A 22,734-nucleotide genomic window follows, 5' to 3' on the forward strand; every position below is an offset into this window, starting at 1 on the left:
CATGGCCGGACTGATCGCACGAGGACTCGCCGGGATCTTCCGCACTCGCTGGGGTGTAGCCCTGGTACTAGCCGTCATCGTGCTGGCGATCGTCGGCATCGGCCGGGTCTTCTCCGACGGGGAGTCCACGACGCCCTCGCTGGGTCTCGGCTCCCCCGCCCCGGCGATCAGCATCGATCCGTCGGACGATGACAGCGTCGTCTCGCCGGAGACGGCGCCGACGCTGAAGACCAGTCCGGGACGGGCTCAGCCGGAGGCCGTCGCCTACGCGTTCGCCTCGGCGTGGGTGGACCACAAGGACGTGACCGCGAAGAAGTGGCTCAACCGGCTCCAGCCGAACGCCACCACCGACCTCGCGGGCCAGCTACGCGGCGTCGACCCGGCGGGCGTACCGGCGAATCAGGTGGTAGGCCGGCCGAGCCTGGAACCGGTCAACGACTCGATGGCCAATGCGGTGGTCACCATGGACACCGGGAAACTCAGCCTCCGCCTGGTGGCACCGGACGGACACTGGCTGGTCGACGGCATCGACTGGGAGGCCGCGTGAGCCTCCGGCGGCCGCGGAAGGCCCTCCTACTGGTCTCCCTGGTAGTCACCCTGGCCCTCCTCTGCTGCGGCGGAGCCACCACCGTCATGCTCCTCAATCTGCTCGGTGACGACCAGCAGAGCAGCCTGAACGCGTCACTGGGCTGCGGCAAGGGCGGCGCGGTGGATCCCGACTCGAAGCTGCCACGGATTCGCAACTACGGCGCGGACCAGATGCGGAACGCGGCGATCATCATCAACGTCGGCTCGGACCTGCAGATGCCGCCACGCGCGTGGGTGATCGCCGTTGCGACCGCCATGCAGGAGTCGCGGCTGGTCAACCTCGGGTACCTGGGCTCCGACAACGACCATGACTCCCTGGGGCTGTTCCAGCAGCGGCCCAGTTCGGGATGGGGAACACCGGAGCAGATCCAGGATCCGGTGTACGCCAGCACCAAGTTCTACGAGAAACTCAAGACGATCGACGGCTGGGAGGCCATGTCGCTGACCCGGGCGGCCCAGGCCGTACAGATCAGCGCTTATCCGGATGCGTACGCCAAGCACGAGCCGGTAGCCACCCAAATCGTCAACCTACTGGCCGACGGCGCGGCGAACGCCGTGGGCGATTCGGTCACGATGGTGTGCGCAGCCGCGGGCCAGATCGCGGCATCCGGCTGGACCATCCCGGTCAAGGCCGAGGTCGGATCGGGCTTCCGTAGCCCGGAGCGCCCCACCCACCAGGGCGTCGACCTGATTGCCAGCCGCTACACGCCGATCGTCGCGGCCGCCAGCGGCGTGGTCTCGGTGGTGAAGTGCGATGAGGACTTCAGCGGGCGGAAGAGCTGCAACGTCGACGGGTACCCGGGCAAGGGCGGCTGCGGATGGATGGTGGAGATCCAACACGCCGGTAATGTGATGACCCGATACTGTCACATGGTGCAACGCCCATTCGTTCGTGAAAATCAGACGGTGACCGCCGGCGAGGTCATCGGCCGCGTCGGCACCAGCGGCAACTCATCCGGCCCTCACCTCCACTTCGAAGTACATTTGAACTACGACAGGTCGAGCGCAGGCGCAGTCGACCCCGTCCAGTTCATGCGCGAGCAGGGTTCCCCTCTGGGCGGCGAAGGATGACCGACAGGTCGATACCGGATCCATTTTCGATGCGCGACGAGGACGCCTTGGAGCCACCACGTCCGATCGTTCCAACCAATGCAGTTATGGCTAGCGAGTTACGTGGTCGCCGAGTTCTCATCGGATTACCAGGGCACGGTTGGCGTGGAGATCTCCGAGCCGACGACAGGGTGGTCCAAGGAAGTCGGACATATATCCCCGTGATGGCCGAGTCTGAATGGTATAGAGCCGAATCGGAAAAGACTGAAGTATTTGCCGTTCTAGTTCCCGTTGAACGAGTCTGGGTTGAAGAGTACGGCCTTTCCGGAACAACCCCTCTAGGCATCCACGGAAATAATCCCGTTTCGCTCGACGAGCCCCCTCGACGTCCGCCCACCAAGGCGAGTGATACTGCATCAATCACTGGACATCGCGCAATCCGGGTACTCGAAAGCGGCCGAGAGCGCCGAGATCTACGCGTAGTGACGGAGTCTCACTTCAGCGACGACGGCGAGGTATGCGTTCGCGTAACAAATGAACTCGACTGGTACAGATGGGGATGGAGCGGCAAGATTCCAAGTACACTTGAAATTCCGATTAACCGAATATGGATTGAGTAGTTTACGCAGACTTCACAGCGCCACAAACCCGCCAGCCGCCATGATCAACGAGATCGAAGGACCAATTCTCGGTGCGCCTGCTTACAGAAACCCCATCGGAAAATCCGGCGATTGTAAGATCGGTACTTACTCGAGTCTCGGATTGACCTTTAGAAGAAAGGGTCAACGTACTCCAGGTTACCGAAACCGTAACATCAAACTTCTTTTCACGGTTGAGAATTTCCGTTCTCAATGAAGAGATCGGCCCGTAGTCAAACCCGTCGCTGCAGGCATAGAGCTGAGCTTCGTTATCGTCTCGATTCACCAAGTAGGCACGAATAAAGCTATCAGCTACAGCGTCAGGAGCTGTGCGCTTGATTTCGGTAGCATCGTCGTAAAGGGCGACAAAAACCCCGACTCCGCCCAAGCAGAGCAGTGCCATGATGCCCGCGCCCAGCGCCAGCAATAGCCTCGCCCGTCGGCTCCGCAGTCGTCCACCCTTCAACCTCGCGGTCGACGGCCGGGTGCCCGTGACCGTGGCATCCGGGGGTGGGGTGACAGCGCTCTCGGGGTCGTGTGGCTGCATGTCTATGACAGTAATTGGTTTGGACCGTCTCATCACGACCGGGAAGGGGTCACCCCTCCCGGCGACATTTGAGGTGGCGAGGGTGGTGTCGGGGTGGGTGCGCATCAACCCGCGTCCCTGGGCGGGAGGGTGGTGGCCGGTAGGTGGCATCCGCAAAGGACGAGGTGGTGGGGGCTGAGCGGGGGCGCGAAAGCACCCGGGGGGCGCATTGCGTGGAGCAGGGTCGGTCTGGGATAGGTTTTATGCGCGCGACAGGAGGTGAGGGCAGTGGCGGATTCGGCTCTGCGGGTCCGGCAGGCCGCTGCTCTGCACCGGCAGGCGGTGGCGACGGTGGATGCGGCCGCCGCGGCGTTGGAGGCGTTCGCGCCCAGCGTGGCCGATCCGAGGGAGCAGCATCGGCTGGCGGAGCAGTTGCGGGTGGCTGCGGCGCAGTTGGCGCCGGGGTGGCTGGGAGCGCCGCTGGACGCGTTGTCGCCGGCCGCGCCGCTCGGGGATGGGCTGCCGGCGGCTGCGGCGGCCGGGGATGGGCCGGCGCCGCAGTTCGTGCGGGTCGGGGTGGCGCAACCCCTCGATGACGTGCGGTTTCCGGCGATTGTGCCGTTGCTCGGGGGCGGGCATCTGACCGTTGACGGGAGTGCGACCGATCCGCGGGTGTTCGGGCTGCTCCGGGCCTTGTTGTTGCGTCTGCTCGCGGCGGCGCCGGCCGGGTCGCTGCTGGTGCGCGCGGTGGACGGGGTCGGAGGCGGGTCGGTCTTCGCGCCGTTCGAGGAGTTGGCCGATGCCGGGCTGATGTCGCCGCCGGCCACCGATCGGCAGGGGCTTCGGGATGTGCTGGCCGAGGCGGAGAAGTGGCTGCGCCCGGCGCGCGGTGGGAACAGCCCGGGTCGGGCGGGTGGACACAAGTCCGGGGCGGCGCGGCCGAAGAAGCAGCGGGACCGGATGATGCTGCTCGTCATCGCCAGTCTGCCGGAGATGACCGAGGGCGAGGAGCTGCGCCGGATCGCGGCGCTGGCCCAGCAGGGGCCGGACGCGGGGCTGCACATGATCGTGGCGGGGTGGCCGCCGCCTCCGCTGACCGCCGAGACCACCCAGGCACCGCTGCCCCGGACCACGGCCATCTCGCTGCGCAATCCGTACGCGGTGATCGGCGACCCGCCCGGCGGGACGTTCGGGTCGACGCCGGACGCGCCCTGGCTGAACGCGCCGGTCTTCCTGGACGAGGAGCCGCCGCCGCACCTGATCGACGCGGTCTGTCAGGAGCTGGTGGAGCACACCGCGGCGGCGTCCGCGGTGACCCTGGCCGACCTGCTGCCGGAGCCCACCGAGGAGCTGTGGAGCGCGGACGCCGCCGGTGGTGTGGAGACCGTGGTGGGGCACAACGGCGACGTGCCGCTGGTGCTCCGCTTCAACGACCTGACGCCGCACTGGATGGTCGGCGGGCGTTCCGGCGCCGGCAAGACCGCCTTCCTGATCAACGTGCTCTACGGCCTCGGCGCGCGGTACGGCCCGGAGGAGCTCGCGCTCTACCTGCTCGACTTCAAGGAGGGCATCTCCTTCGCCGAGTTCGTACCGACGCAGCGGGACCGGACCTGGCTGCCGCACGCACGGGCGGTCGGCGTCGAGTCCGACCGGGAGTACGGCCTGGCCGTCCTGCGTGAGCTGGAGGCCGAGATGGGCCGCCGGTCGATGGCGTACAAGCGGGCCGGGGTGACACGCTTCGCCGATCTGCGAGCTGTCGCGGTGGAGGAGGGGCGGGGACGCGCGCTGCCCCGGATCCTCTGTGTGATCGACGAGTTCCAGGTGCTGCTGGCCGGGAACGACCCGACGGCGGGCGAGGCGGTGGCGCTGCTGGAGTCGCTGGCCCGCAAGGGACGGTCGTACGGGATCCATCTGGTCCTGGCCAGTCAGACGGTGCTCGGCGTCGAGGCGCTCTACGCCAAACGCGACTCGATCTTCGGTCAGTTCCCGGTCCGGATCGCCCTGCCCGGCGGTGGCGACGTCCTGGAGCCCACCAACGACTCCGCTGCGGGCCTTCCACTCGGCAGCGCGGTGGTGAACACCGCCGGCGGCCTCGGCGGCCCACGGGGCGCCACACGGGGCCACGAGCGGGTGGTCCGGTTCCCCGACCCGCACGCCGATCAGGAGTTGCTGAGCGACCTGCGGCACCGGCTGTGGGGCGCCCGCGACCCGGAGGCCGTCCCGCCGCGGATCTTCGCGGGCTATGCGCACCAGCACCTCGCCGACGACCCCGCCTACCGGGCCGCGCTGGCCGGGCGGGCCGGCCGGCCGGCGGCACTGGTCGGCCGGGTGATCGACGTGAACCTGACGACCGCGGCCTTCCCGCTGGACTCCTCGCCCGGGCGGCACCTGGCGATCCTCGGCTCACAGCGGGCCGGTTCCGAGGTGCTGGACGCCGCGGCGCGCAGCGTGGCGGCCTGTCACGCGCCGCGCAGCACCCGGTTCGTGATCGCCTCGCTGGTGGCCGAGGGCGACGATCTCGCCGCCGCGCTGGCCGCCGAGATCGGTCACCGGCAGGAGGTGGTCGTGGTGGACGCCGCCGGGCTGGCCGCCGAGCTCACCGCCGACCAGCCGGGATACCGCGTGGTCTTCGGCATGGATGCGGCGCCGCCGGGCAGCCTGGGCGGGCTGCGGCAGCTGCTGCGTGAGGGCCCGAGCCGGGGCGCGCACCTGCTCTCCTGGTGGCGGGGTGTGCGCCGGTTCACCGAGGAGACCGGCGGCAGCATGGGCCGTGAGGACGTGGCCGGGCTGCTCTTCCTGAACGTGCCGCAGTCGGACGTGACGCTGATGCTGGGCCGGCCGGTCGACTGGCATCCCCGGCCGAACCGGGCGCTGCTGCACGACCGTCACAACGACAGCACCGCCACGATCGTTCCGTTCGTGCAGCCGGACCCCGAGGACGCCCCGTGACGGATCAGGCAGAGCAGAGCGGCGTGATCCCCGGGCAGGCGGGTCCGCGGGATCCGGGCCCGGAACCCTGGGCGGATTACCTGGCCGCGGCCCGGGAGCTGGACGTGGTGCGGCGGGCCGCGAACTCGGCGGCGGGTGAGCAGAGCGCTTCGATCACGGCGGCACGTCAGGAGCTCTCCTCGGTACGCGCACGTCTGGCCCCGCAGCGGGCACGCCTGGTCCGGGATTTCGGCGTACCCGAACACGAACTGGCGCCGCAGCAGAACGACCGGGCGCAAGCCGCCGCCGCTGTCGCCGGGGGACCGGCCGCGGTGCTGGCGGCGGTCCGGGAGGCGCGCGCCACCGCCGACGCCGCCGACCACGCCTTCGTCGGGCCCGTCCCGCTCGGACCGGCCCGGCCCTGGGCACGCAACCTACTGGTCTACGGTCCTCTCGCGGCCGTGGTGCTGCTCGTGCAGATCGTGCTCTACCTGGTCGCGCCGAGCGGTTCGCTGCCCACCTACACGCTGCTCTGCGGGCTCAGTATGCCGCTGCTCGCCTTCGGGATGGGCTGGGCCACCATCGGCTTCGTCTGGGGCAACGACGGGGCCGCGGTGGACCGTACGCCGGTGCTCGGCATCGTCACCTGCCTGACCCCTGTGCTGCTCACCTGCATGGGCGTCGGCGTCCAGGCGATCTTCTGAGGGGAGAGTCCATGGGGAACGTCGAGGACGTCAAGGTCGGCATCGCCGCGTCGATCGACGGGGCGGACCGGGCGGTGGCCGGCATCCAGGCCGCGGCCGACCAGCTGGACCAGTCGCTGGCGCTGCTCCGGGTGACCGCGGTCGGCTCTTTCCACCCCGCCGCGGTCGCCGCGATCAACCAGTTGGAACAGGCCCGGCTCCGTCTCGACGAGGCGATTCAGCTCTCCCGTACGGCCGTCGAATCGGCCAACATGTTCCGGAGCATGATCTAGCCGGCTAACGGGCGTTGATCAGTGCCATCGCCTCGGCGCGGACCTTGCCGTCGGTCTGGAAGGCACCGCGCACCGCCGAGGTGACCGTCCGGGCGCCGACCTTGCGGATGCCGCGCATCTCCATGCAGAGGTGCTCGCACTCCAGGACGACTATCGCGCCGCGGGCACCCAGCTTCGCCATCAGCAGGTCGGCTATCTGCGAGGTGAGGCGCTCTTGGACCTGCGGGCGGCGCGCGTAGACCTCGACCAGCCGGGCCAGTTTCGACAGGCCGGTGATCCGCCCGTCGGTGCCGGGGATGTAGCCGATGTGCGCGACACCCTTGAACGGCAGCAGGTGGTGCTCGCACATGCTCTGCACCTCGATGTCGCGAACCAGGACGAGTTCCTCGTGGTCCGCTTCGAAGGTGGTGGTGAGCACGTTCGCCGGGTCGACCCGGAGGCCGGCGAAGAGCTCCGCGTACGCCCGGGCGACCCGCGCGGGGGTCCGCTGGAGACCGTCGCGGTCCGGGTCCTCGCCGATGGCGATGAGGATCTCCCGGACCGCTTTCTCGATCCGCCCGAGGTCGACGGCCTGTTCCACCGGCGTACCGGTGAGCTTGCCGTCGACCAGCCGGGCGGCGAGGTAGTCGAGTTCGTCGTGCTCGATGATCAGTTGCTGCCTTCCGCACCGTTCGCGTTCGGGTTGCCGACCGCGATCTGGCCGTCCGCCTCGGCCTGAGCCTTCAGCTTCTCCCGCTCGGCGGGGGTGAGCACCGGCGGGGCCTCGGAGGGCAGCCGCTTGCCGAAACCGTTGAACGGCGCCATCGGGGGCCGCTTCTGCACCCGGGCGCAGATCCGGTCCATGTCCTCGCGGGTGAGCGTCTCCTTCTCGATCAGCTCGAGGACCATCTCGTCGAGGACGTCGCGGTACTCGACCAGGATCTCCCAGGCCTCGTCGTGCGCGAGCTCGATGAGCGCCCGCACCTCGGCGTCGATGTCGGCGGCGACCGAGTCGGAGTAGTCCCGCTCGTGGCCCATGTTGCGGCCCAGGAACGGCTCGTCACCGCTGGTGCCGTACTTCACGGCGCCCAGCTTGGAGCTCATGCCGTACTGGGTGACCATGGCGCGGGCCAGGCCGGACGCCTTCTCGATGTCGTTGCCGGCGCCGGTGGTCGGCTCGTGGAAGACGAGCTCCTCGGCGGCCCGGCCACCCAGCGCGTACGCCAGGGTGTCGATCATCTCGGCGCGGGTCTGGGTGTACTTGTCCTCGGTCGGCAGGACCAGCGTGTGACCGAGCGAGCGGCCACGCGGCAGGATCGTCACCTTGTGCACCGGCGCGGAGTGCGGCAGAGCGTAGGCCACCAGCGCGTGCCCACCCTCGTGGTACGCGGTGATCTTCTTCTCGTTGTCACTCATCGCCCGGGTGCGGCGCTCGGGGCCGGCGATGACCCGGTCGATCGCCTCCTCGAGGAAGTGATTGGAGATCGCGCGCTTCTCGTTGCGGGCGGTCAGCAGCGCGGCCTCGTTGATCACGTTGGCCAGGTCGGCGCCGGAGAACCCGGGGGTCCGCCGGGCGACCGAGTCGAGGTCGACGTCGGGCGTGAACGGCTTGCCCTTGGCGTGCACCCGCAGGATCGCCTTGCGGCCCTCCATGTCCGGGTTGTCCACCGGGATCTGCCGGTCGAACCGGCCCGGGCGCAGCAGCGCCGGGTCGAGGATGTCCGGCCGGTTGGTGGCCGCGATCAGGATCACGCCGCCCTTGGTGTCGAAGCCGTCCATCTCGACGAGGAGCTGGTTGAGCGTCTGCTCGCGCTCGTCGTGACCGCCGCCCATGCCGGCGCCGCGGTGCCGGCCGACCGCGTCGATCTCGTCGACGAAGACGATCGCCGGGGCGTTCGACTTGGCCTGCTCGAAGAGGTCGCGGACCCGGCTGGCGCCGACACCCACGAACATCTCGACGAAGTCCGAACCGGAGATGGAGTAGAACGGCACCCCGGCCTCGCCGGCGACCGCGCGGGCCAGCAGCGTCTTACCGGTACCGGGCTGGCCGAAGAGCAGCACGCCCTTGGGGATCTTGGCGCCGAGAGCCTGGTATTTCGCCGGGTTCTGCAGGAAATCCTTGATCTCCTGAAGCTCCTCGACGGCCTCGTCGGCACCGGCCACATCGGCGAAGGTCGTCTTCGGCGTGTCCTTGGTGATCATCTTCGCCTTGGACTTGCCGAAGTTCAGCACCCGCGAGCCGCCACCCTGCATCTGCGACATGAACAGCAGCAGCAGGACCACCAGAATGGCGATCGGCAGCAGGTTGATCAGCAGGCTCAGCAGAATGTTGTCGCCGGAGACCGTGGCGTTGGCGGTGCCGGTGATCCGGCCGGCCGCCTTGGCCTGCACGATGTCATTCCAGACTTCGGAAGTGATCTCGTACGGGTACTGGGTCTCGATCTTGTTCGTCGTCTTGCCGTTGAACCGCTCGGCGGTGACGAGATCGATCTGGAGCGTCTGCTCCTTGTCCTTCTGGACGACCTTCTCGATACCCGGCTGATTCAGACGCTCAAGGGCGACCGAAGTGTCTACCCGCTGGTAGCTGGGACCACTGGTGAAGAAAGAGCTCAGCGCCACAACGCCGATGATCACCAGAATGATCCAGACCACCGGGCGGCGGAAGAAACGCGTACGTTCCATACTGTTGTCGGGCGCCAAGCGCCCGGACCCTCCTGATCGGCGTCCTGGTCACCTCAACGTCACCGCCCACCGGCGGCTGCCGTGAACCGATACCCCGCCGCTGGTCGTCGCAACCAGCCGCGGCGAATCGTCACCCGGCCCCTCCGGCGTTCGTGACACCACGCCATCGGTCACTCGACCGTACACCGTAGGCACGGTTTGCGAACCCGTGAGCCCGGAGCGCCAACCCGCCCCGAGCACCACCACACCGGCGTGAATATGCAGTAAATCGGTCCATAACCACCATTACTGAGAACACGCTGAGAAAGCGGTTTCAGCTACGGGCGTAGACCTCCGGCTTGAGGACGCCCACGTACGGCAACTCGCGGTAACGCTCGGCGAAGTCCAGTCCGTAACCGACCACGAACTCGCTGGGGATGTCGAAACCGACGTACTTGACCGGGACCTGGACCTTGACCGCGTCCGGCTTGCGGAAGAGCGCGACCACCTCGACGCTGGCCGGCTGGCGCGACTCCAGGTACTTCATCAGCCAGGAGAGGGTCAGCCCGGAGTCCACGATGTCCTCGACGACCAGCACGTGGCGGCCCTGGATGTCGCGGTCCAGGTCCTTCAGGATGCGGACCACGCCCGAGGAGGTGGTGCCCTGCCCGTACGACGAGACGGCCATGAACTCCATCTCGGTCGACGGACCGTGCCGCCCCAGCGAACGGGCGAAATCGGCCATGAACATGACCGCGCCCTTCAGCACACAGACCAGCAGGATGCCGTCCTCGGCCTCGGCGTGATCCGCGGAGACCTGCTTGGCCAGCTCCTCGATCTTCTCGCGGATCTGCTCCTCCGAGATGATCACGTGGTCGATGTCGGCGTCGTACCAAGTGCCATCAGCCATGGGGCTAAGCCTGCCGCATGAAGGTTACCGACGGTCGAACGGGGCCGCTTTTCGATCACCGTCACTCACTTGATATGGGGCGGAACCACCCGTACGAGGTCGTCCGTACGGCGGGCCACCGCGATCCCGCCGGGCAGGAAGACCGGACCCTGCCCGTGCCACGCCGTCACCAGCGCGTCCAGGGCCGCGACGTGCGCATACGCGAGCGCACCGCCCGGCGCGCCGAGCTCCCGGGCCCACCGGTGCAGCACCCGGCCGCGGACCGCGCCGAGCAGCCCGGCGAGCCCCGGAACCGAGAGCCCCTCGGCGGACCGGACCGTGATCAAGGCCTCACGTGCCAACTCGTCCAGCGCCTCGTTGTCCGCCGCGACCAGGGCCGCCGACCGGGCCAGATTGCCCACCACGGCCGGGCCGAGCTCGGCGACCAGCGTCGGGAGCGCGGTGCCGCGGACCCGGGACCGGGCGTACGCCGGGTCGGTGTTGTGCGGGTCCTCCCAGGGCACCATGCCCAGGGCGGCGCAGGCCTTGCGCGTCTCGGTCCGCCCCACGTCGAGCAGCGGGCGGCGGTAGAGCCCACGCCGGGCGGGCATCCCGGCCAGCCCTCGCGGGCCGGCGCCCCGGGCCAGCGCCAGCAGCACCGTCTCGGCCTGGTCGTCGCGGGTGTGCCCGAGCAGCACCGCGGCCGCGCCGGTCTCGGCGGCGACGGCGGCCAGCGCGTCATAACGCGCCGTGCGGGCGGCCGCCTCGGGGCCACCGGGCAGGCCGGTGACCGAGACGGTGCCGATGCGTACCGGATCCAGGCCGTTGTCGCGGGCCCAGGCCGCGACCGAGCGGGCCCGGCGGTCCGAGCCCTCCTGGAGGCCGTGATCCACGGTGACCAGGCCGACCCGGCCGGCCACACCCTGCTGGCTGACGACGAAGTGCGCGGCCGAGGCCAGCGAGAGCGAGTCGGCGCCGCCGGAACAGGCGACCAGCACCAGCGCGTCGGCCGGCAGGTCCGCGAGACCACGGCGGACCGCCGAGCGAACCGCGGCGACCGGAGCCGGGATCCGGGCCATGATCAGTCGAGCACCGGATGCGTGCCGTGCACCCGGTCCACCCAGGCGTCGGGGTCGCCCAGCTCACTGAGCCAGGGCAGGGTCAGCGGCGAGTCGAAGACCTTGTTGAAACCGGCCATGCCGACCCGGTCCACCACGCCATGCACGAATTTGCGGCCCTCCGCGTACTGCCGCATCTTCACCTCGATGCCGAGCAGCCGGCGGACCGTCTTCTCCAGCGGGTTGCCGCCCTCGCGGCGGCGGTTGAACGTGGACCGGATCGACTCGACCGAGGGGATCACCTCGGGGCCGACGCCGTCCATCACGAACTCGGCGTGCCCCTCCAGCAGGGTCATCAGCGCGGTCAGCCGGTCCAGCACCGCCTTCTGCCCGGGGGTCTGCACGACGTCGAGCACCGAGACCCGGCTCTCCTCGTCGCGCAGCGCCTCGGAGAGGGTGGCGACGCCCCGGCGCAGCCGCTCCAGCAGGTGCTCGCCGCCCTGCGAGGCGTCGACGAACGCCTGCACCTGGCCGAGGAAGTAGCCCCGCATCCAGGGGACCGCGGTGAACTGGGTCCGGTGGGTCACCTCGTGCAGGCAGACCCAGAGCCGGAAGTCCCGCGGGTCGGCGCCGATCTTGCGCTCCACCTCGACGATGTTCGGCGCGTTCAGCAGCAGTTGGCCGGGCTCGCCGGAGAAGACCTCATACTGCCCCAGCACCCGCCCGGAGAGGTAGGCCAGGATCGTGCCGGCCTGCACGCCGGTGACCCGGGAACCGATCGCGTCGGCGAGCGGGCCGGGCTGTTTGTCTCCGGAGAGCTTGGCGACCAGCGGGTTGATCACCTGGCGGAGACCGGCGATGTTCACCTTCGCCCAGTCCCGCCGGTCGACCACCCGGACCGGCGGCACGGCCACCCGGGAGCTCAGCCCGGTGTACGCCGCCACGTGCCCGGCCGCCTCGTCGGTCAGCGCGCGCAGCTCGGCCACGACCGCGGTGGCCTCGTCGATGGAGACCGCCGGGCCGGATTTGGACAGCGCCCCCGCGGTCGCGGCGGCCAGGTCCCAGTCAACGAACTGCGCCATGCAGCCCACCGTACCCGCGTGGTTCCAGAGCGCACTCCGGTGAAACCCCGATCACGAGCAACCGCAGGCCACCAGCCGGGCCGCGACCTTGTCCAGCGCCGCCTTCGCGGTGAACGCGTTCGTGGTGCCCTTCGCCATGATCGCGAAGGTGAGCAACCGGCCGTCCTTGGTGATCAACACGCCGGCCAGCGTGTTCACCCCGCTCAGCGTGCCGGTCTTGGCCCGGACGACGCCCTGGGCGGCCCGGTTGGCGCTGGGCGTGACGAACCGGGTCTGCAGCGTCCCGGACCAGCCGGCCACCGGCAGCCCGTTGAACATCGCGGAGAGGTTCGCGTTCTGCCCGGAGGCGGCGAGCGCGAGCGTCTGGACCAGAAGAGTCGGGCTGATCCCGTTGAACCGGGAGAGGCCGCTGCCGTCGTAGAGGTCCGCCTCGTCCGAGGGGAGCCCCAACTCGTCCAGCTTCGCGACCATCGCCTCGCTGGCGCCGTCGAAGCTGGCCTCCCCACCCGCGGCGATGGCGACCTGCCGGGCCATCGTCTCGGCCAGCACGTTGTCGCTCTGCTGGAGCATCCAGTCCAGGATCTGCACCAGCGGCGGCGACTCGACCCGGCCCAGTTCCCGCCCCGGGGTCCAGGTGCCGCTCGCCGCGGCCGCCGAGCCGGTGGGCGCGGCCGAGGCGGTGTCCGCGGACGCGGCGGCCGGCGCCTTCCCCTCGTCCACCTTGCTGGAGTCGACGTCGAGGAAGTTCGCGAAGGCCCGCCCGGCGGCGGTCGCCGGGTCCGAGTAGCGCGGGTCGCCGCCGCTCTCGTTGTGCACCGGGGTGATCCGCCCGGCGTTGGTCATCAGCGACTGGATCCGGGCCACCTGCCCGAGCCCGATGTCGTCGCTGCTCCAGCCCTTGGCGGTGTCGTCGCCGGAGTAGAGCGAGAGGTCCACCGAGACCTTAGTGATCTTGGTAGTGCCGACCGCCTTCTTCACCTGCGCCGCGAGCTTGTCCAGCCGCGCCGCGCCGGGGAAGAGCTGCTTGCCGTTGACCGAGAGGGTCGCGTCACCGCCCCCGATGATCACCACCTCGCCGGGTTCGTCGCCGGCCACCACCCGGGTCGCCAGCCGGTAGGCCGGTCCGCGGGCGGCCAGCACGGTCGCCGCGGTGAGCAGCTTGGTGGTCGAGGCCGGGGTGTTCATGATCTCCGCCTCGCGGGCGTAGAGCACCTGCTGAGCCGCGACGTCCAGCACCGAGACGTGCACCTCGGAGCCGAGCGCCGAGGAGTCCACCAGCGGGTCGAGCGCCTCCTTGACCGCGGCGGCGCGCAGCGCGGTACCGCCCGACTCCGCCGCCGCGAGCACCGGCGTGGGCGTCGGCTCCGGCGAGGTGGCCGTCGCGGTGGGCGAGGAGGCCGTCGTACCGCCGAGGAGGCCGGCGAGCGGGCCGGGCCGGGCCACCAGGGTCCCCGCCGCCACCACGATGACCAGGATCAAAGAGCCGAGGACCACGATTTTCCGGGTACGGGTCGGCCCCTGGGTCACCGGGCTGTCCGGGCGATCCTCGTCGGTGGGCACGACCGTCCGGCCGGCTGCGGCGGAGGTCGGTGGTCCGGCCGGCACGCCCCCGGTGGGTGGTCCGGCCGCTGCCGGCCGCGTCAGGTTGAGCGGCACGGACGCCTTGCCGTAGACCCCGTCGGCGGCCTTCGGTTTCGGCGCCGCCGACGGATCGGTGCTGGTCCCGGAGATCGCCATGCTCCCGCCGCCCGAGCTCCGCACGGCTGGCAGCGCCGCCGGCCGCCCGCCGTACGGCGTGCCCGGAACACCCGGCGTACCCGGAACACCCGGCGTACCCGGAACACCCGGCGATCCCAGGGCGCCCTGAGCACCCGGCGAACCCGGAACACCCGGCGGTGTGCCCGGCAGTCCGGCCGGCGGTGTGCTCCACGGGCCGGCCGGGGTGGGCGCGGGCGCTCCGTACGTTCCGGCGCCGGGCTGCCCCGCGGCCGGCGGGGCTGGGGTGGCCGGTGGGCGCTGCCAGTCGACCGGGGGGATCGACGCACGGCCGGGCGACGCCTGGCTGGGTGGAACGCTCGCCCGACCGGGTGCATCGACGGGGGCGATCGGGGGCACGCTCGCCCGGCCCGGGGTCTCCTGCGGGGGAACACCCGGGCCCGGGGTGGCCGCGCCCTGATCCGCCGCGGTGGCCGCGGTGGCCGCCGCCCAGCTCGGGCCCTCCGGCATCGGGACGGCGCCCCAGCCCGGCTGCGGCACGCCCGCCCGCCCCGGGACCTGCGGAGAACCGGGTGGCGACGCCGGAACACCGGCCCGCCCCGGAACCTGCGGGGACCCGGGCACGCCGGACCGTCCCGGCGACCGATTACCGGACTCCGGGACGTTCGACGTGTCCGACACGCCGTTGTTGTCCGGACCGTCATGTGAATCTTGCCTCGTCACACGCCCCTCCTCGCCCGTGGCGTCAGACTTAGGGGAGACTAGCGACATCCGGCACACCGTTGCGCGCGGATCCTGCGGGCCCTGCTTCCATTCCCCCGCTTCCCGCCCGGCGGACCGGCTCATTCCAGCGGGCAAGCAAAAGGGGAGCGAATAATGGATTTCGACGTTCTGGTTGAGATCCCCAAGGGGCAGCGCAACAAGTACGAGGTGGACCACAAGACCGGCCGCATCCGCCTGGACCGGACGCTCTTCACCGCGACGCAGTACCCGGCGGACTACGGCTACATCGAGGGCACCCTCGGCCAGGACGGCGACCCGCTCGACGCGCTGGTCCTGATCCAGGAGCCGACCTTCCCGGGCTGCCTGGTCCGCGCCCGCGCCATCGGGATGTACCGGATGACCGACGAGAAGGGCCGCGACGACAAGGTCCTCTGCGTGCCGTTCGAGGACCCGCGCCAGGAGCACCTGCGCGACATCCACCACCTGGGCGAGTTCGACCGGATGGAGATCCAGCACTTCTTCACGGTCTACAAGGACCTCGAGCCGGGCAAGTCCGTCGAGGGCGCGACCTGGGTCGGCCGGGTCGAGGCCGAGGCCGAGATCCGCGCCTCCTTCAAGCGCGCCGAGGAAGCCGAAGCCGAAGGAGAGCACTGACCGCTCGCTCCCGCCCATACCGCTGACGACCGCACCTGCGGGGCACTCGCCCCGCAGGTGCGGTCGTATGGCACCCGCTCGTCCCAGTAGTCGAGACCAGCCACATCAGGAATTCAGGCCACCCAGCACGGCGTAGAGGCCGGCGACGGCGCAGGCGACCGGGATGACCGCGAGGGTGGCGGTCACGTCCAGGACGTCGGCGACCCGGCCCAGGTGGGGCGAGGGCGACCGGGCCGGCCGGGTGACGCCGGCCGCCACCAGCAGCAGGGCGAGCAGCACACCGGCGCCGGTCACCGCCGGGCGGACGGCCGCGCCGGTACCGGCGATCAGGCTCCCCGCGCACGCCGCCGCGGCGGACAGTCCACCGGCGAGCAGCGGCAGGCGATGACGCCGGGTGATGAAGAGCCGGGCCCGCAGCAGCAGCGCGGTGGCGGCCGCCGCGAGCAGGATCCGGGCCGGCCAGGTACCCGCCCGGGCCAGCACCAGCGCGGCCACGGCGGTCAGCAGCGCGTGCGCCCACAGCATCCCGGCCAGCAACTCCTCGGTACGCCGTACCGCCGCCGCGATCTCCGCCCGTTCCGGACGCCGCCGCACCGCCGCCGCCAGCCAGGACTCTCCGGCCCGGCCCCGCCCGCCGGGGTCCTCGCCGTAGGACGGATCGCCGTAGGACGGATCACCGGTGAAGGCCGGGTCATCCGCGAAAGCCGGGTCGTCGACGAAGAACCGGGTCTCGGCGGAGGCCACGCCGGTCGGCAGGGTGGTCGGCGGCAGAGGGATCCGGCCCAGGCGCAGGGCCAGCACCGGCAGCGCCGACGCGCCGCAGACCAGGACCGCGAGCAGCGCCGCCGCCCCGGCCGCCGGGCCGCTCACCGTGCTCACCCCGGCGGCCAGCGCGCCGAGCAGGCCCACGGTCACCCCGGCCGGGAAGATCGGTGACCGGGTCACCGCGCCGGCCAGGGACGCCGCGAGCAGCAGGGCGGCCGACCCGGCGAGCAGCTCGGGTCCGCTCACCCAGCCGGTACCGGGAAGCAGCGCGGCGGCCCCCGGGAACAGCGCCGGGACGGCCTCGGGGAAGAGCCTCGGCGCGGCACCGGGCGGCACTCCGGCATACCGGTACGACGCCATCAGGGCGGCCCCGCCGGCGAACGCGTAGGGCATCGACCACCCGCCGAGCACGACTCCGGCCAGGGTGTCGCCGTACGTGAAGGAGGCGGTGGCGGCGGCGAGGGTGAGCAGCGCCGCCAGACCGAGGCCCAGCCAGCCCGCACCGCTCCCCCGCGGGTCGGTGGTGACCAGGGCGATCAGGCCGGCCAGCAGGGGCAGCCCGGCAATCGCCAGGGCGGCCGTCCGGGTGGTCGCCACGGTCCAGACCCCGTCGCGGCGCCGGGAGATCCCGGCGACCGCCTCGGCCACGTCGTCGTACTCGGGCTCCGGCCACTCCTCGTGCGCCGGTCGCAGGTGGAGCACCTCGCCGTCGTGCACGCCCTGGTGCCGCAGGTCGAGGGCCGGATCGAGTGCGGCACCGTCGCCACGCCGGAGCACCCAGCCGCCGTGCCGTTCACCCCGGTCGGCCAGGTTCTCCCCGCCCTGGCCATCGGCGGCGTGTTCCTCGGCGGCGTGGCGGAGGATCTCGGGGAGCAGCTCGGCCAGGGGCACGTGCTCCGGTAGCGCCACGTCGACACGGCGGCGCGGTGCACGGATCGTCACCCGGGCCAGACCGGTATCCACCAGGTCACCTCGGTTATCCACAGGGGAGCGATCGGGCTGTGAGATCGATGGAAGTCTACCTATCCTGAAGCCTGCGGCTACACCCTGTCAGCAATCCGGCACGGAGGGGTGGATGGGCACGACGGTGATCAGGCGAGCCGAGCGCCGGGCCGGGCCGGCGATCCCCACGGGAGAGCTGACGGTGGATCCGCCGCCGGCCCTCGCACCGCCGGCGAGCGGGCGCTGGCGACCGATCCTGACCGCATTGCCACTGCTCGGCGGGACCGTGGCGATGGCGATGATGGCGGGGCGGGGCGGCGGCACGTACTCCTATGTGGTCGGCGGCCTCTTCGGGATCTCGTCGCTGGCCATGCTGGGCGCCTCGTTCGGCTCCACCGCGCCGCGCCGGGCCGAGGCGCGCGCCGCCCGGCGCGACTACCTGCGCCACCTCGCCGCGCTGCGCCGCCGGGCCCGGGAGAACGCGCGCCGGCAGCGCGCCGGGATGCTCTACCGCCACCCCGACCCGGCCGGGCTCTGGTCCACGGTGGCGAGTCACCGGCTCTGGGAGCGACGGCCGGAGGACCCGGACTTCGGCGTCGCTCGGATCGGGCTCGGGCCGCAGACCCTGGCCACGCCGCTGCGGGCGCCGGAGACCCGGCCACTGGACGAGCTGGAGCCGATGACCGCGGGCGCGCTGCGGCGCTTCCTGGACGCGTACGCCGTGGTGCCCGGCCTGCCGGTGGCGGTGGCGCTGCGGTCCTTCGCGCGGGTGCACGTCCGTGGGCCGGGCGCGGCGGACCTGGTCCGGGCGATGCTGGTCCAGCTGGCCGTCTTCCACGCACCGGACGACCTGCGGATCGCGGTCTGCGCGGGGCCGGGACGGCAGCACGAGTGGGAGTGGGTGAAGTGGCTGCCGCACGCCGGGCACCCGGCCCGGGCCGACACGATCGGCCCACTGCGCCTGCTCGCCGGGTCGGCCGCCGAGCTGGACCGGCTGCTCGCCGACGTCACCGGCGACCGGGGGCGGTTCCGGCCGGACGCCGGCGCCGTCCCGCACCTGGTGCTGATCCGGGACGGCGCCGGGCCGGCGCTGATCAGGGACGGCGCCGGCCCGGTGCTCGGCGACGAGGCACGGGACGGGGTGACCGTTCTTGATCTGGACACCGCGCCGGGGCGGCTGCCCGATCGGGTCACCCTGGTGCTGTCGGTCGCGGCGGACGGCGCGCTGACCACGTCCACGATGGACCGGGTGACCGAGGCCGGCCGGGCGGACGCGCTGCCGGTCCCGGTCGCCGAGGCGATCGCGCGACGGCTGGCCCCGCTGCGGCTGTCCGGACCGGCCGATCAGGCGGGATCGCCGGTGCCGAGCGAGTCGGGGCTGGCCGAGCTGCTCGGCATCGCCGATCCGGAGACGTTCACCGCGGCGGCCGGCTGGCGGGACCGGGCGGAGCGGGACCGGTTGCGGGTGCCGATCGGGGTCGGCCCCGAGGGCGTACCGGTGGAGCTGGATCTCAAGGAGTCGGCGCAGGGCGGGATGGGCCCGCACGGGCTGGTGGTCGGCGCGACCGGCTCGGGCAAGTCGGAGCTGCTGCGCACGCTGGTGCTGGCGCTGGCCGCCACGCACTCCTCGGAGACGCTGAACTTCGTGCTGATCGACTTCAAGGGCGGCGCCGGGTTCGCCGCGCTGGACCGGCTGCCGCACACCGCCGCGCTGATCACCAACCTGGAGGACGCGCTGCCGATGGTGGACCGGATGGCCGACGCCATCGACGGCGAGCTGGTCCGGCGGCAGGAGCTGCTGCGCCGGGCCGGGAACCACTCCGGGCTACGCGACTACGAGCAGGCCAGGGCCGCCGGTGCCGCGCTGCCGCCGCTGCCCTCGCTGCTGGTGGTCTGTGACGAGTTCACCGAGCTGCTGCAGCGCAAGCCGGAGCTGATCGAGCTCTTCCTGCAGATCGGGCGGCTCGGCCGGTCGCTCGGCGTGCACCTGCTGCTGGCCAGCCAGCGGATGGAGGAGGGACGGCTACGCGGGCTGGACACGCACCTGTCGTACCGGATCGGGCTGCGGACCTTCAACGCGATGGAGTCCCGGGTGGTGCTCGGGGTGCCGGACGCCCACGAGCTGCCGAACGCGCCGGGACACGGGTACCTGCGGATCGGCACGGCACCGCTGGCCCGGTTCCGGGTCGCGTACGCCTCCGGACCGCCACGCCCGCCGGGACCGGTACGCGCGGCGCCCGAGGGTGGCCCGCGGGTGCTGCCGTACGCCGCGCTGGCCGTCGTCCCGCCCGGTCCGCCCGCCCTGCCCGCCCGGCCCTCGCCGAACGGGGCCAGCCTGCTCACCGTGCTCGCCGGACGGCTCGCCGGGCAGGGTCCGCCCGCGCACCGGGTGTGGCTGCCCCCGCTGGACCGCCCGGCCACCCTGGACGACCTGCTCGGGCCGCTCGCCGTCGACGCGGAGCGGGGCCTGACCGTGGCGAACCCGGCGCTGCGCGGCGCGCTGCAGGTGCCGATCGCGCTGGTCGACAAGCCGCGTGAGCAGCGGCGCGACGTGCACTGGCTCCAGCTCGCCGGGGCGGGCGGGCACGTGGCGGTGGTCGGCGGCACGCTCAGCGGCAAGTCCACCGCGCTGCGCTCGCTGATCTGCGGGCTGGCGCTCACCCACACCCCGGCGGAGGTCCGCGTCTACGCCCTCGACTTCGGCGGCGGGTCGCTCGGCGCGCTGGCCGGGCTGCCGCACGTCGGCGGGGTCTTCGGGCGGCTGGAGGCGGAGGGCGTACGGCGGACCGTGGGCGAGATGGTGACGCTGCTGGCGGAGCGGGAGCAGTCCGGTGGGCGGGACCCGCGCCGGGCGGACGTGTTCCTCGTGGTGGACGGCTGGGCCACGGTACGCGCCGACTACGAGGAGTTGGAGCCGGCCCTGATCGACCTGGCCACCCGGGGACTGTCGTACGGGATCCATCTGGTGGCCGCCGCCTCCCGGTGGATGGACTTCCGCCCGGCGCTGCGCGATCTGTTCGGCTCCCGGGTCGAGTTGCGGCTCGGGGACCCGGCGGACTCGATGGTCGGGCGGCGGGCCGCGCTGACCGTTCCCGAGGGACGGCCCGGGCGGGGTGTACTGGAATACGGGCTGCACCTGCTGACCGTGCTGCCCGAGCTGACCCTGCTGCCCGAGCTCGCCGACGGCGGTCACGCGGGAACAGAAAGACTGGTCGCGGGGATGGACGGGCTGGTCGCGGGGATGGACGGGCTGGTCGAGGCGGTCGCGGCGGCGTGGACGGGGGAACCCGCCCCGCGGGTGCGCCTGTTGCCGGGGCTGGTGTCGTACGCGGAGATCAGGGAAGCGGGCGCGGGGCTGAGCCTGCCGATCGGCCTGGCCGAGACGGACCTGAGACCGGTTTTGATCGATGTGGCGGCGGAGCCGCACTTCCTGCTCTTCGGCGACGCGGAGTGCGGCAAGACGGGTTTCCTCCGGGGGATAGCCGCCACGGTGACCACCCGGTTCACCCCCGAGCAGGCCCGGGTCATCCTGGTCGATTACCGGCGCGGGCTGGCGGATCTGCCGGAGACCCCGCACCGGATCGGCTACGGCGTCCAGGCACGGCGGACCCTCGAGCTGATGGAGTCGGTGGCCGGCTACATGGCGCGCCGCCTGCCCGGCCCGGACGTCCCGGCCCGGCAGCTGCGGGAGCGCACCTGGTGGACCGGGCCGGAGCTGTTCGTGCTGGTGGACGACTACGACCTGGTGACCGCCGGGCCGGTCAACCCCCTGCACCCGCTGCTGGACTACCTGGCACAGGCACGGGACATCGGCCTGCACCTGATGCTGACCCGGCGGGCCGGTGGCGCCGCTCGGGCGCTCTACGAGCCGGTGATCCAGCGGCTGCGCGAGCTCTCCGTCCCCGGCCTGGTGATGGCCGGGCCACCGGAGGAGGGCGCGCTGATCGGTACGGTCCGCCCGGAACGGCGGCCACCCGGGCGTGGTGTGCTGGTCACCCGGCGTGCGGGGGCGCGCCTGATCCAGCTGGCCCATCTACCACCGACAGACTCCCAGTGCGATTAGCGACGATGGACCGGCGCGACACGCCGGGGTTTCGGAGTAATCTCCCTGCATCGACTGACCAACGTCAGAATGCGACGCCGACTCGTGATTAGTGCCTGTTCGTTCGGAAGACGGCCGGGGCTACGGCGCTGTCTCGGGGCCGTCACCCTGGCCGGCGTGATCGCCCTCGGCCCGTCGGCGACCGCGGCGTGGGCCGACCCGGTCGGGCCCGGCACGCAGACGTCCACCCTGAACGGTCCGCTCGGCACCCCGGTGACCGCGCAACCGGTCGCCGAGCTCGGGCTCGCCACCGCCGACACGGTCCGCGCCGACCAGTGGCAGGTGGGCGCCCTCGACCTGGCCGACGCGTGGACCTACGCGGACGGCTCCGGCGTGATCGTCGCGGTGATCGACTCCGGGGTCGACGCGACCCACGTCGACCTGGCCGGCCAGGTGCTGCCCGGCCTCGACCTGGTGGACCCGGCCGGCACCGGCGACACCGACCCGGTCGGCCACGGCACCACGGTCTCCGGGATCATCGCGGGCCGCAACGACGACAACGCCGGCGTGGTCGGCATCGCCCCGAAGGCCAAGATCCTGCCGGTCCGGGTGCTGGACGACCAGAACCGCTACGACGACGCCATGATCGTGGCCCGCGCGCTGCGCTGGGCGGTGGACAACGGCGCCCGGGTGGTCAACCTGTCGCTCGGCGGTGGTGGCAGCAGTCCCGCGCTCGCCGCCGCACTCGACTACGCGTTCGCCAAGGACGTCGTGGTGGTCGCCTGCACCGGCAACGTGAACGCCTCCTCGACCGACCGCAAGGTGTGGTACCCGGCCCGCGAGCCCGGAGTGATCGCGGTGGCCGGCACCGAGCGGGACGACAGCACGCTCTGGTCCGGCTCGATCACCGGCAGGGAGACCGTGGTCTCCGCGCCCGCCACCGACCTGGTCGGCGCCCGCCCCGGCGGGTACTGGAAGGTGCAGGGCACCAGCTTCGCCTCGCCGATGGTGGCCGGCACCGCCGCGCTGATCCGCTCCCGCTGGCCGGACATGCCGGCCGGCGAGGTGGTCAACCGGATCATCAAGACCGCCACCGACCTCGGCGCTCCGGGCCGGGACGCCCAGTTCGGGTACGGGCTGATCAACCCGGTCCAGGCGCTCACCGCCTCGGTTCCGGCGGTGCAGAACAACCCGCTCGACACCACCCCGCCGGATGTGGTGGCCCGCTTCGGCAGCGCGCCGTCGCCGGGTGAGGCACAGGCCGAGCCGCAGGAGACCACCTCGCCGACCGCGACCGCCACGGCCACCGGGCCGAACGCGGGCGGCTGGGCGGAACCGGCCACGATCGAGCCGGCGGGTCCGCATCCGGCCCGGTGGATAGCGGTCCTGCTCTTCCTGATCTCCGCGATGGCGGCCGGCCTGACCATCCGCCGCTTCGCCGGCACGGCGGGCTGAAGCAACCCCCCGAGCACTCACCCCTTCGTGCATGACGTCGGTTGGGGGTGGGCCCCCTCCCC

At 71.8% G+C, this 22,734-nt stretch carries 17 protein-coding genes; 9 read left to right on the plus strand and 8 right to left on the minus strand.

The window, feature by feature from the left end:
• The first annotated feature begins 1 nt into the window (after position 1).
• The 3 genes from AB0M08_RS00120 to AB0M08_RS00130 are packed head-to-tail and all read left to right on the plus strand — an operon-like array spanning position 2 to position 2,258.
• Positions 2 to 547, plus strand: coding sequence for a hypothetical protein (locus tag AB0M08_RS00120; protein WP_364485871.1), 546 nt, complete (start codon positions 2 to 4; stop codon positions 545 to 547).
• Complete coding sequence (locus tag AB0M08_RS00125) at positions 544 to 1,659, plus strand: M23 family metallopeptidase (protein ID WP_364485874.1); 1,116 nt, start codon at positions 544 to 546, stop codon at positions 1,657 to 1,659. The genes AB0M08_RS00120 and AB0M08_RS00125 overlap by 4 nt, the downstream gene beginning before the upstream one ends.
• Positions 1,656 to 2,258, plus strand: a complete 603-nt coding sequence (locus tag AB0M08_RS00130; protein ID WP_364485877.1) for a hypothetical protein — start codon at positions 1,656 to 1,658, stop codon at positions 2,256 to 2,258. The genes AB0M08_RS00125 and AB0M08_RS00130 overlap by 4 nt, the downstream gene beginning before the upstream one ends.
• Before the next feature lies 1 nt (position 2,259).
• Here the strand turns inward: AB0M08_RS00130 and AB0M08_RS00135 are convergent, their stop codons facing one another.
• Positions 2,260 to 2,703 carry a hypothetical protein gene (locus tag AB0M08_RS00135; RefSeq protein ID WP_364485879.1) on the minus strand — a complete coding sequence of 148 codons (444 nt, stop codon included), beginning with the start codon at positions 2,701 to 2,703 and terminating at the stop codon, positions 2,260 to 2,262.
• Positions 2,704 to 3,081: 378 nt separating this feature from the next.
• Between AB0M08_RS00135 and AB0M08_RS00140 the strand changes: the two genes are divergently transcribed.
• From AB0M08_RS00140 to AB0M08_RS00150, 3 genes are read left to right on the plus strand one after another with little or no spacing between them, the layout of a single operon-like run.
• Positions 3,082 to 5,751 carry an FtsK/SpoIIIE domain-containing protein gene (locus AB0M08_RS00140; protein ID WP_364485882.1) on the plus strand — a complete coding sequence of 890 codons (2,670 nt, stop codon included), beginning with the start codon at positions 3,082 to 3,084 and terminating at the stop codon, positions 5,749 to 5,751.
• Complete coding sequence (locus AB0M08_RS00145; RefSeq protein ID WP_364485885.1) at positions 5,748 to 6,434, plus strand: hypothetical protein; 687 nt, start codon at positions 5,748 to 5,750, stop codon at positions 6,432 to 6,434. Before AB0M08_RS00140 ends, AB0M08_RS00145 begins: the two co-directional genes overlap by 4 nt.
• An 11-nt stretch (positions 6,435 to 6,445) precedes the next feature.
• The gene (locus tag AB0M08_RS00150) at positions 6,446 to 6,706 is read left to right on the plus strand and encodes a hypothetical protein (protein ID WP_364485888.1); all 261 of its coding nucleotides are present in this window, start codon (positions 6,446 to 6,448) and stop codon (positions 6,704 to 6,706) included.
• A 4-nt stretch (positions 6,707 to 6,710) separates the two neighbouring features.
• Here AB0M08_RS00150 and folE read toward each other — a convergent pair whose 3' ends face one another.
• From folE to dacB, 6 genes are all read right to left on the minus strand, one after another.
• Positions 6,711 to 7,358 (minus strand): GTP cyclohydrolase I FolE, encoded by a 648-nt coding sequence (gene folE, locus AB0M08_RS00155; protein WP_364487082.1) that lies wholly within the window; start codon positions 7,356 to 7,358, stop codon positions 6,711 to 6,713.
• Positions 7,355 to 9,367: an ATP-dependent zinc metalloprotease FtsH gene (gene ftsH, locus AB0M08_RS00160; RefSeq protein ID WP_364485891.1), complete on the minus strand. Its 2,013-nt coding sequence runs from the start codon at positions 9,365 to 9,367 to the stop codon at positions 7,355 to 7,357. Before ftsH ends, folE begins: the two co-directional genes overlap by 4 nt.
• 313 nt (positions 9,368 to 9,680) lie before the next feature.
• Positions 9,681 to 10,256 (minus strand): hypoxanthine phosphoribosyltransferase, encoded by a 576-nt coding sequence (gene hpt / locus AB0M08_RS00165; RefSeq protein ID WP_364485894.1) that lies wholly within the window; start codon positions 10,254 to 10,256, stop codon positions 9,681 to 9,683.
• A gap of 65 nt (positions 10,257 to 10,321) precedes the next feature.
• A complete protein-coding gene (gene tilS, locus AB0M08_RS00170) occupies positions 10,322 to 11,314 on the minus strand; it encodes a tRNA lysidine(34) synthetase TilS (RefSeq protein ID WP_364485897.1) in 993 nt (330 codons plus the stop codon).
• Positions 11,315 to 11,316: 2 nt separating this feature from the next.
• Complete coding sequence (locus tag AB0M08_RS00175) at positions 11,317 to 12,375, minus strand: zinc-dependent metalloprotease (protein WP_364485899.1); 1,059 nt, start codon at positions 12,373 to 12,375, stop codon at positions 11,317 to 11,319.
• Positions 12,376 to 12,426: 51 nt separating this feature from the next.
• Complete coding sequence (dacB, locus tag AB0M08_RS00180; RefSeq protein WP_364485902.1) at positions 12,427 to 14,814, minus strand: D-alanyl-D-alanine carboxypeptidase/D-alanyl-D-alanine-endopeptidase; 2,388 nt, start codon at positions 14,812 to 14,814, stop codon at positions 12,427 to 12,429.
• 153 nt (positions 14,815 to 14,967) lie between these two features.
• On the opposite strand from dacB, the gene AB0M08_RS00185 reads away from it, so the two are divergent.
• Positions 14,968 to 15,468 carry an inorganic diphosphatase gene (locus AB0M08_RS00185; protein ID WP_364485905.1) on the plus strand — a complete coding sequence of 167 codons (501 nt, stop codon included), beginning with the start codon at positions 14,968 to 14,970 and terminating at the stop codon, positions 15,466 to 15,468.
• A 105-nt stretch (positions 15,469 to 15,573) separates the two neighbouring features.
• On the opposite strand, the gene eccD is transcribed toward AB0M08_RS00185, so the two are convergent.
• Positions 15,574 to 17,196, minus strand: a complete 1,623-nt coding sequence (gene eccD / locus AB0M08_RS00190; RefSeq protein WP_364485907.1) for a type VII secretion integral membrane protein EccD — start codon at positions 17,194 to 17,196, stop codon at positions 15,574 to 15,576.
• A 112-nt stretch (positions 17,197 to 17,308) separates the two neighbouring features.
• Between eccD and eccCa the strand changes: the two genes are divergently transcribed.
• The gene (gene eccCa / locus AB0M08_RS00195) at positions 17,309 to 21,238 is read left to right on the plus strand and encodes a type VII secretion protein EccCa (RefSeq protein WP_364485910.1); all 3,930 of its coding nucleotides are present in this window, start codon (positions 17,309 to 17,311) and stop codon (positions 21,236 to 21,238) included.
• Positions 21,239 to 21,307: 69 nt separating this feature from the next.
• The gene (gene mycP / locus AB0M08_RS00200) at positions 21,308 to 22,672 is read left to right on the plus strand and encodes a type VII secretion-associated serine protease mycosin (RefSeq protein ID WP_364485913.1); all 1,365 of its coding nucleotides are present in this window, start codon (positions 21,308 to 21,310) and stop codon (positions 22,670 to 22,672) included.
• The last annotated feature ends 62 nt before the right edge of the window (positions 22,673 to 22,734 follow it).

Source organism: Actinoplanes sp. NPDC051851 (genome assembly GCF_040681165.1).
In the GTDB taxonomy this organism is placed as follows: domain Bacteria; phylum Actinomycetota; class Actinomycetes; order Mycobacteriales; family Micromonosporaceae; genus Actinoplanes.

Coding starts and splice junctions, on each gene's coding strand:
- hpt (WP_364485894.1), bottom strand. CDS start 10,256: ATGGCTGATGGCACTTGGTACGACGCCGACATCGACCACGTGATCATC.
- AB0M08_RS00175 (WP_364485899.1), bottom strand. CDS start 12,375: ATGGCGCAGTTCGTTGACTGGGACCTGGCCGCCGCGACCGCGGGGGCG.
- eccCa (WP_364485910.1), top strand. CDS start 17,309: ATGGGCACGACGGTGATCAGGCGAGCCGAGCGCCGGGCCGGGCCGGCG.
- AB0M08_RS00130 (WP_364485877.1), top strand. CDS start 1,656: ATGACCGACAGGTCGATACCGGATCCATTTTCGATGCGCGACGAGGAC.
- AB0M08_RS00150 (WP_364485888.1), top strand. CDS start 6,446: ATGGGGAACGTCGAGGACGTCAAGGTCGGCATCGCCGCGTCGATCGAC.
- ftsH (WP_364485891.1), bottom strand. CDS start 9,367: ATGGAACGTACGCGTTTCTTCCGCCGCCCGGTGGTCTGGATCATTCTG.
- AB0M08_RS00185 (WP_364485905.1), top strand. CDS start 14,968: ATGGATTTCGACGTTCTGGTTGAGATCCCCAAGGGGCAGCGCAACAAG.
- mycP (WP_364485913.1), top strand. CDS start 21,308: ATGCGACGCCGACTCGTGATTAGTGCCTGTTCGTTCGGAAGACGGCCG.
- AB0M08_RS00120 (WP_364485871.1), top strand. CDS start 2: ATGGCCGGACTGATCGCACGAGGACTCGCCGGGATCTTCCGCACTCGC.
- tilS (WP_364485897.1), bottom strand. CDS start 11,314: ATGGCCCGGATCCCGGCTCCGGTCGCCGCGGTTCGCTCGGCGGTCCGC.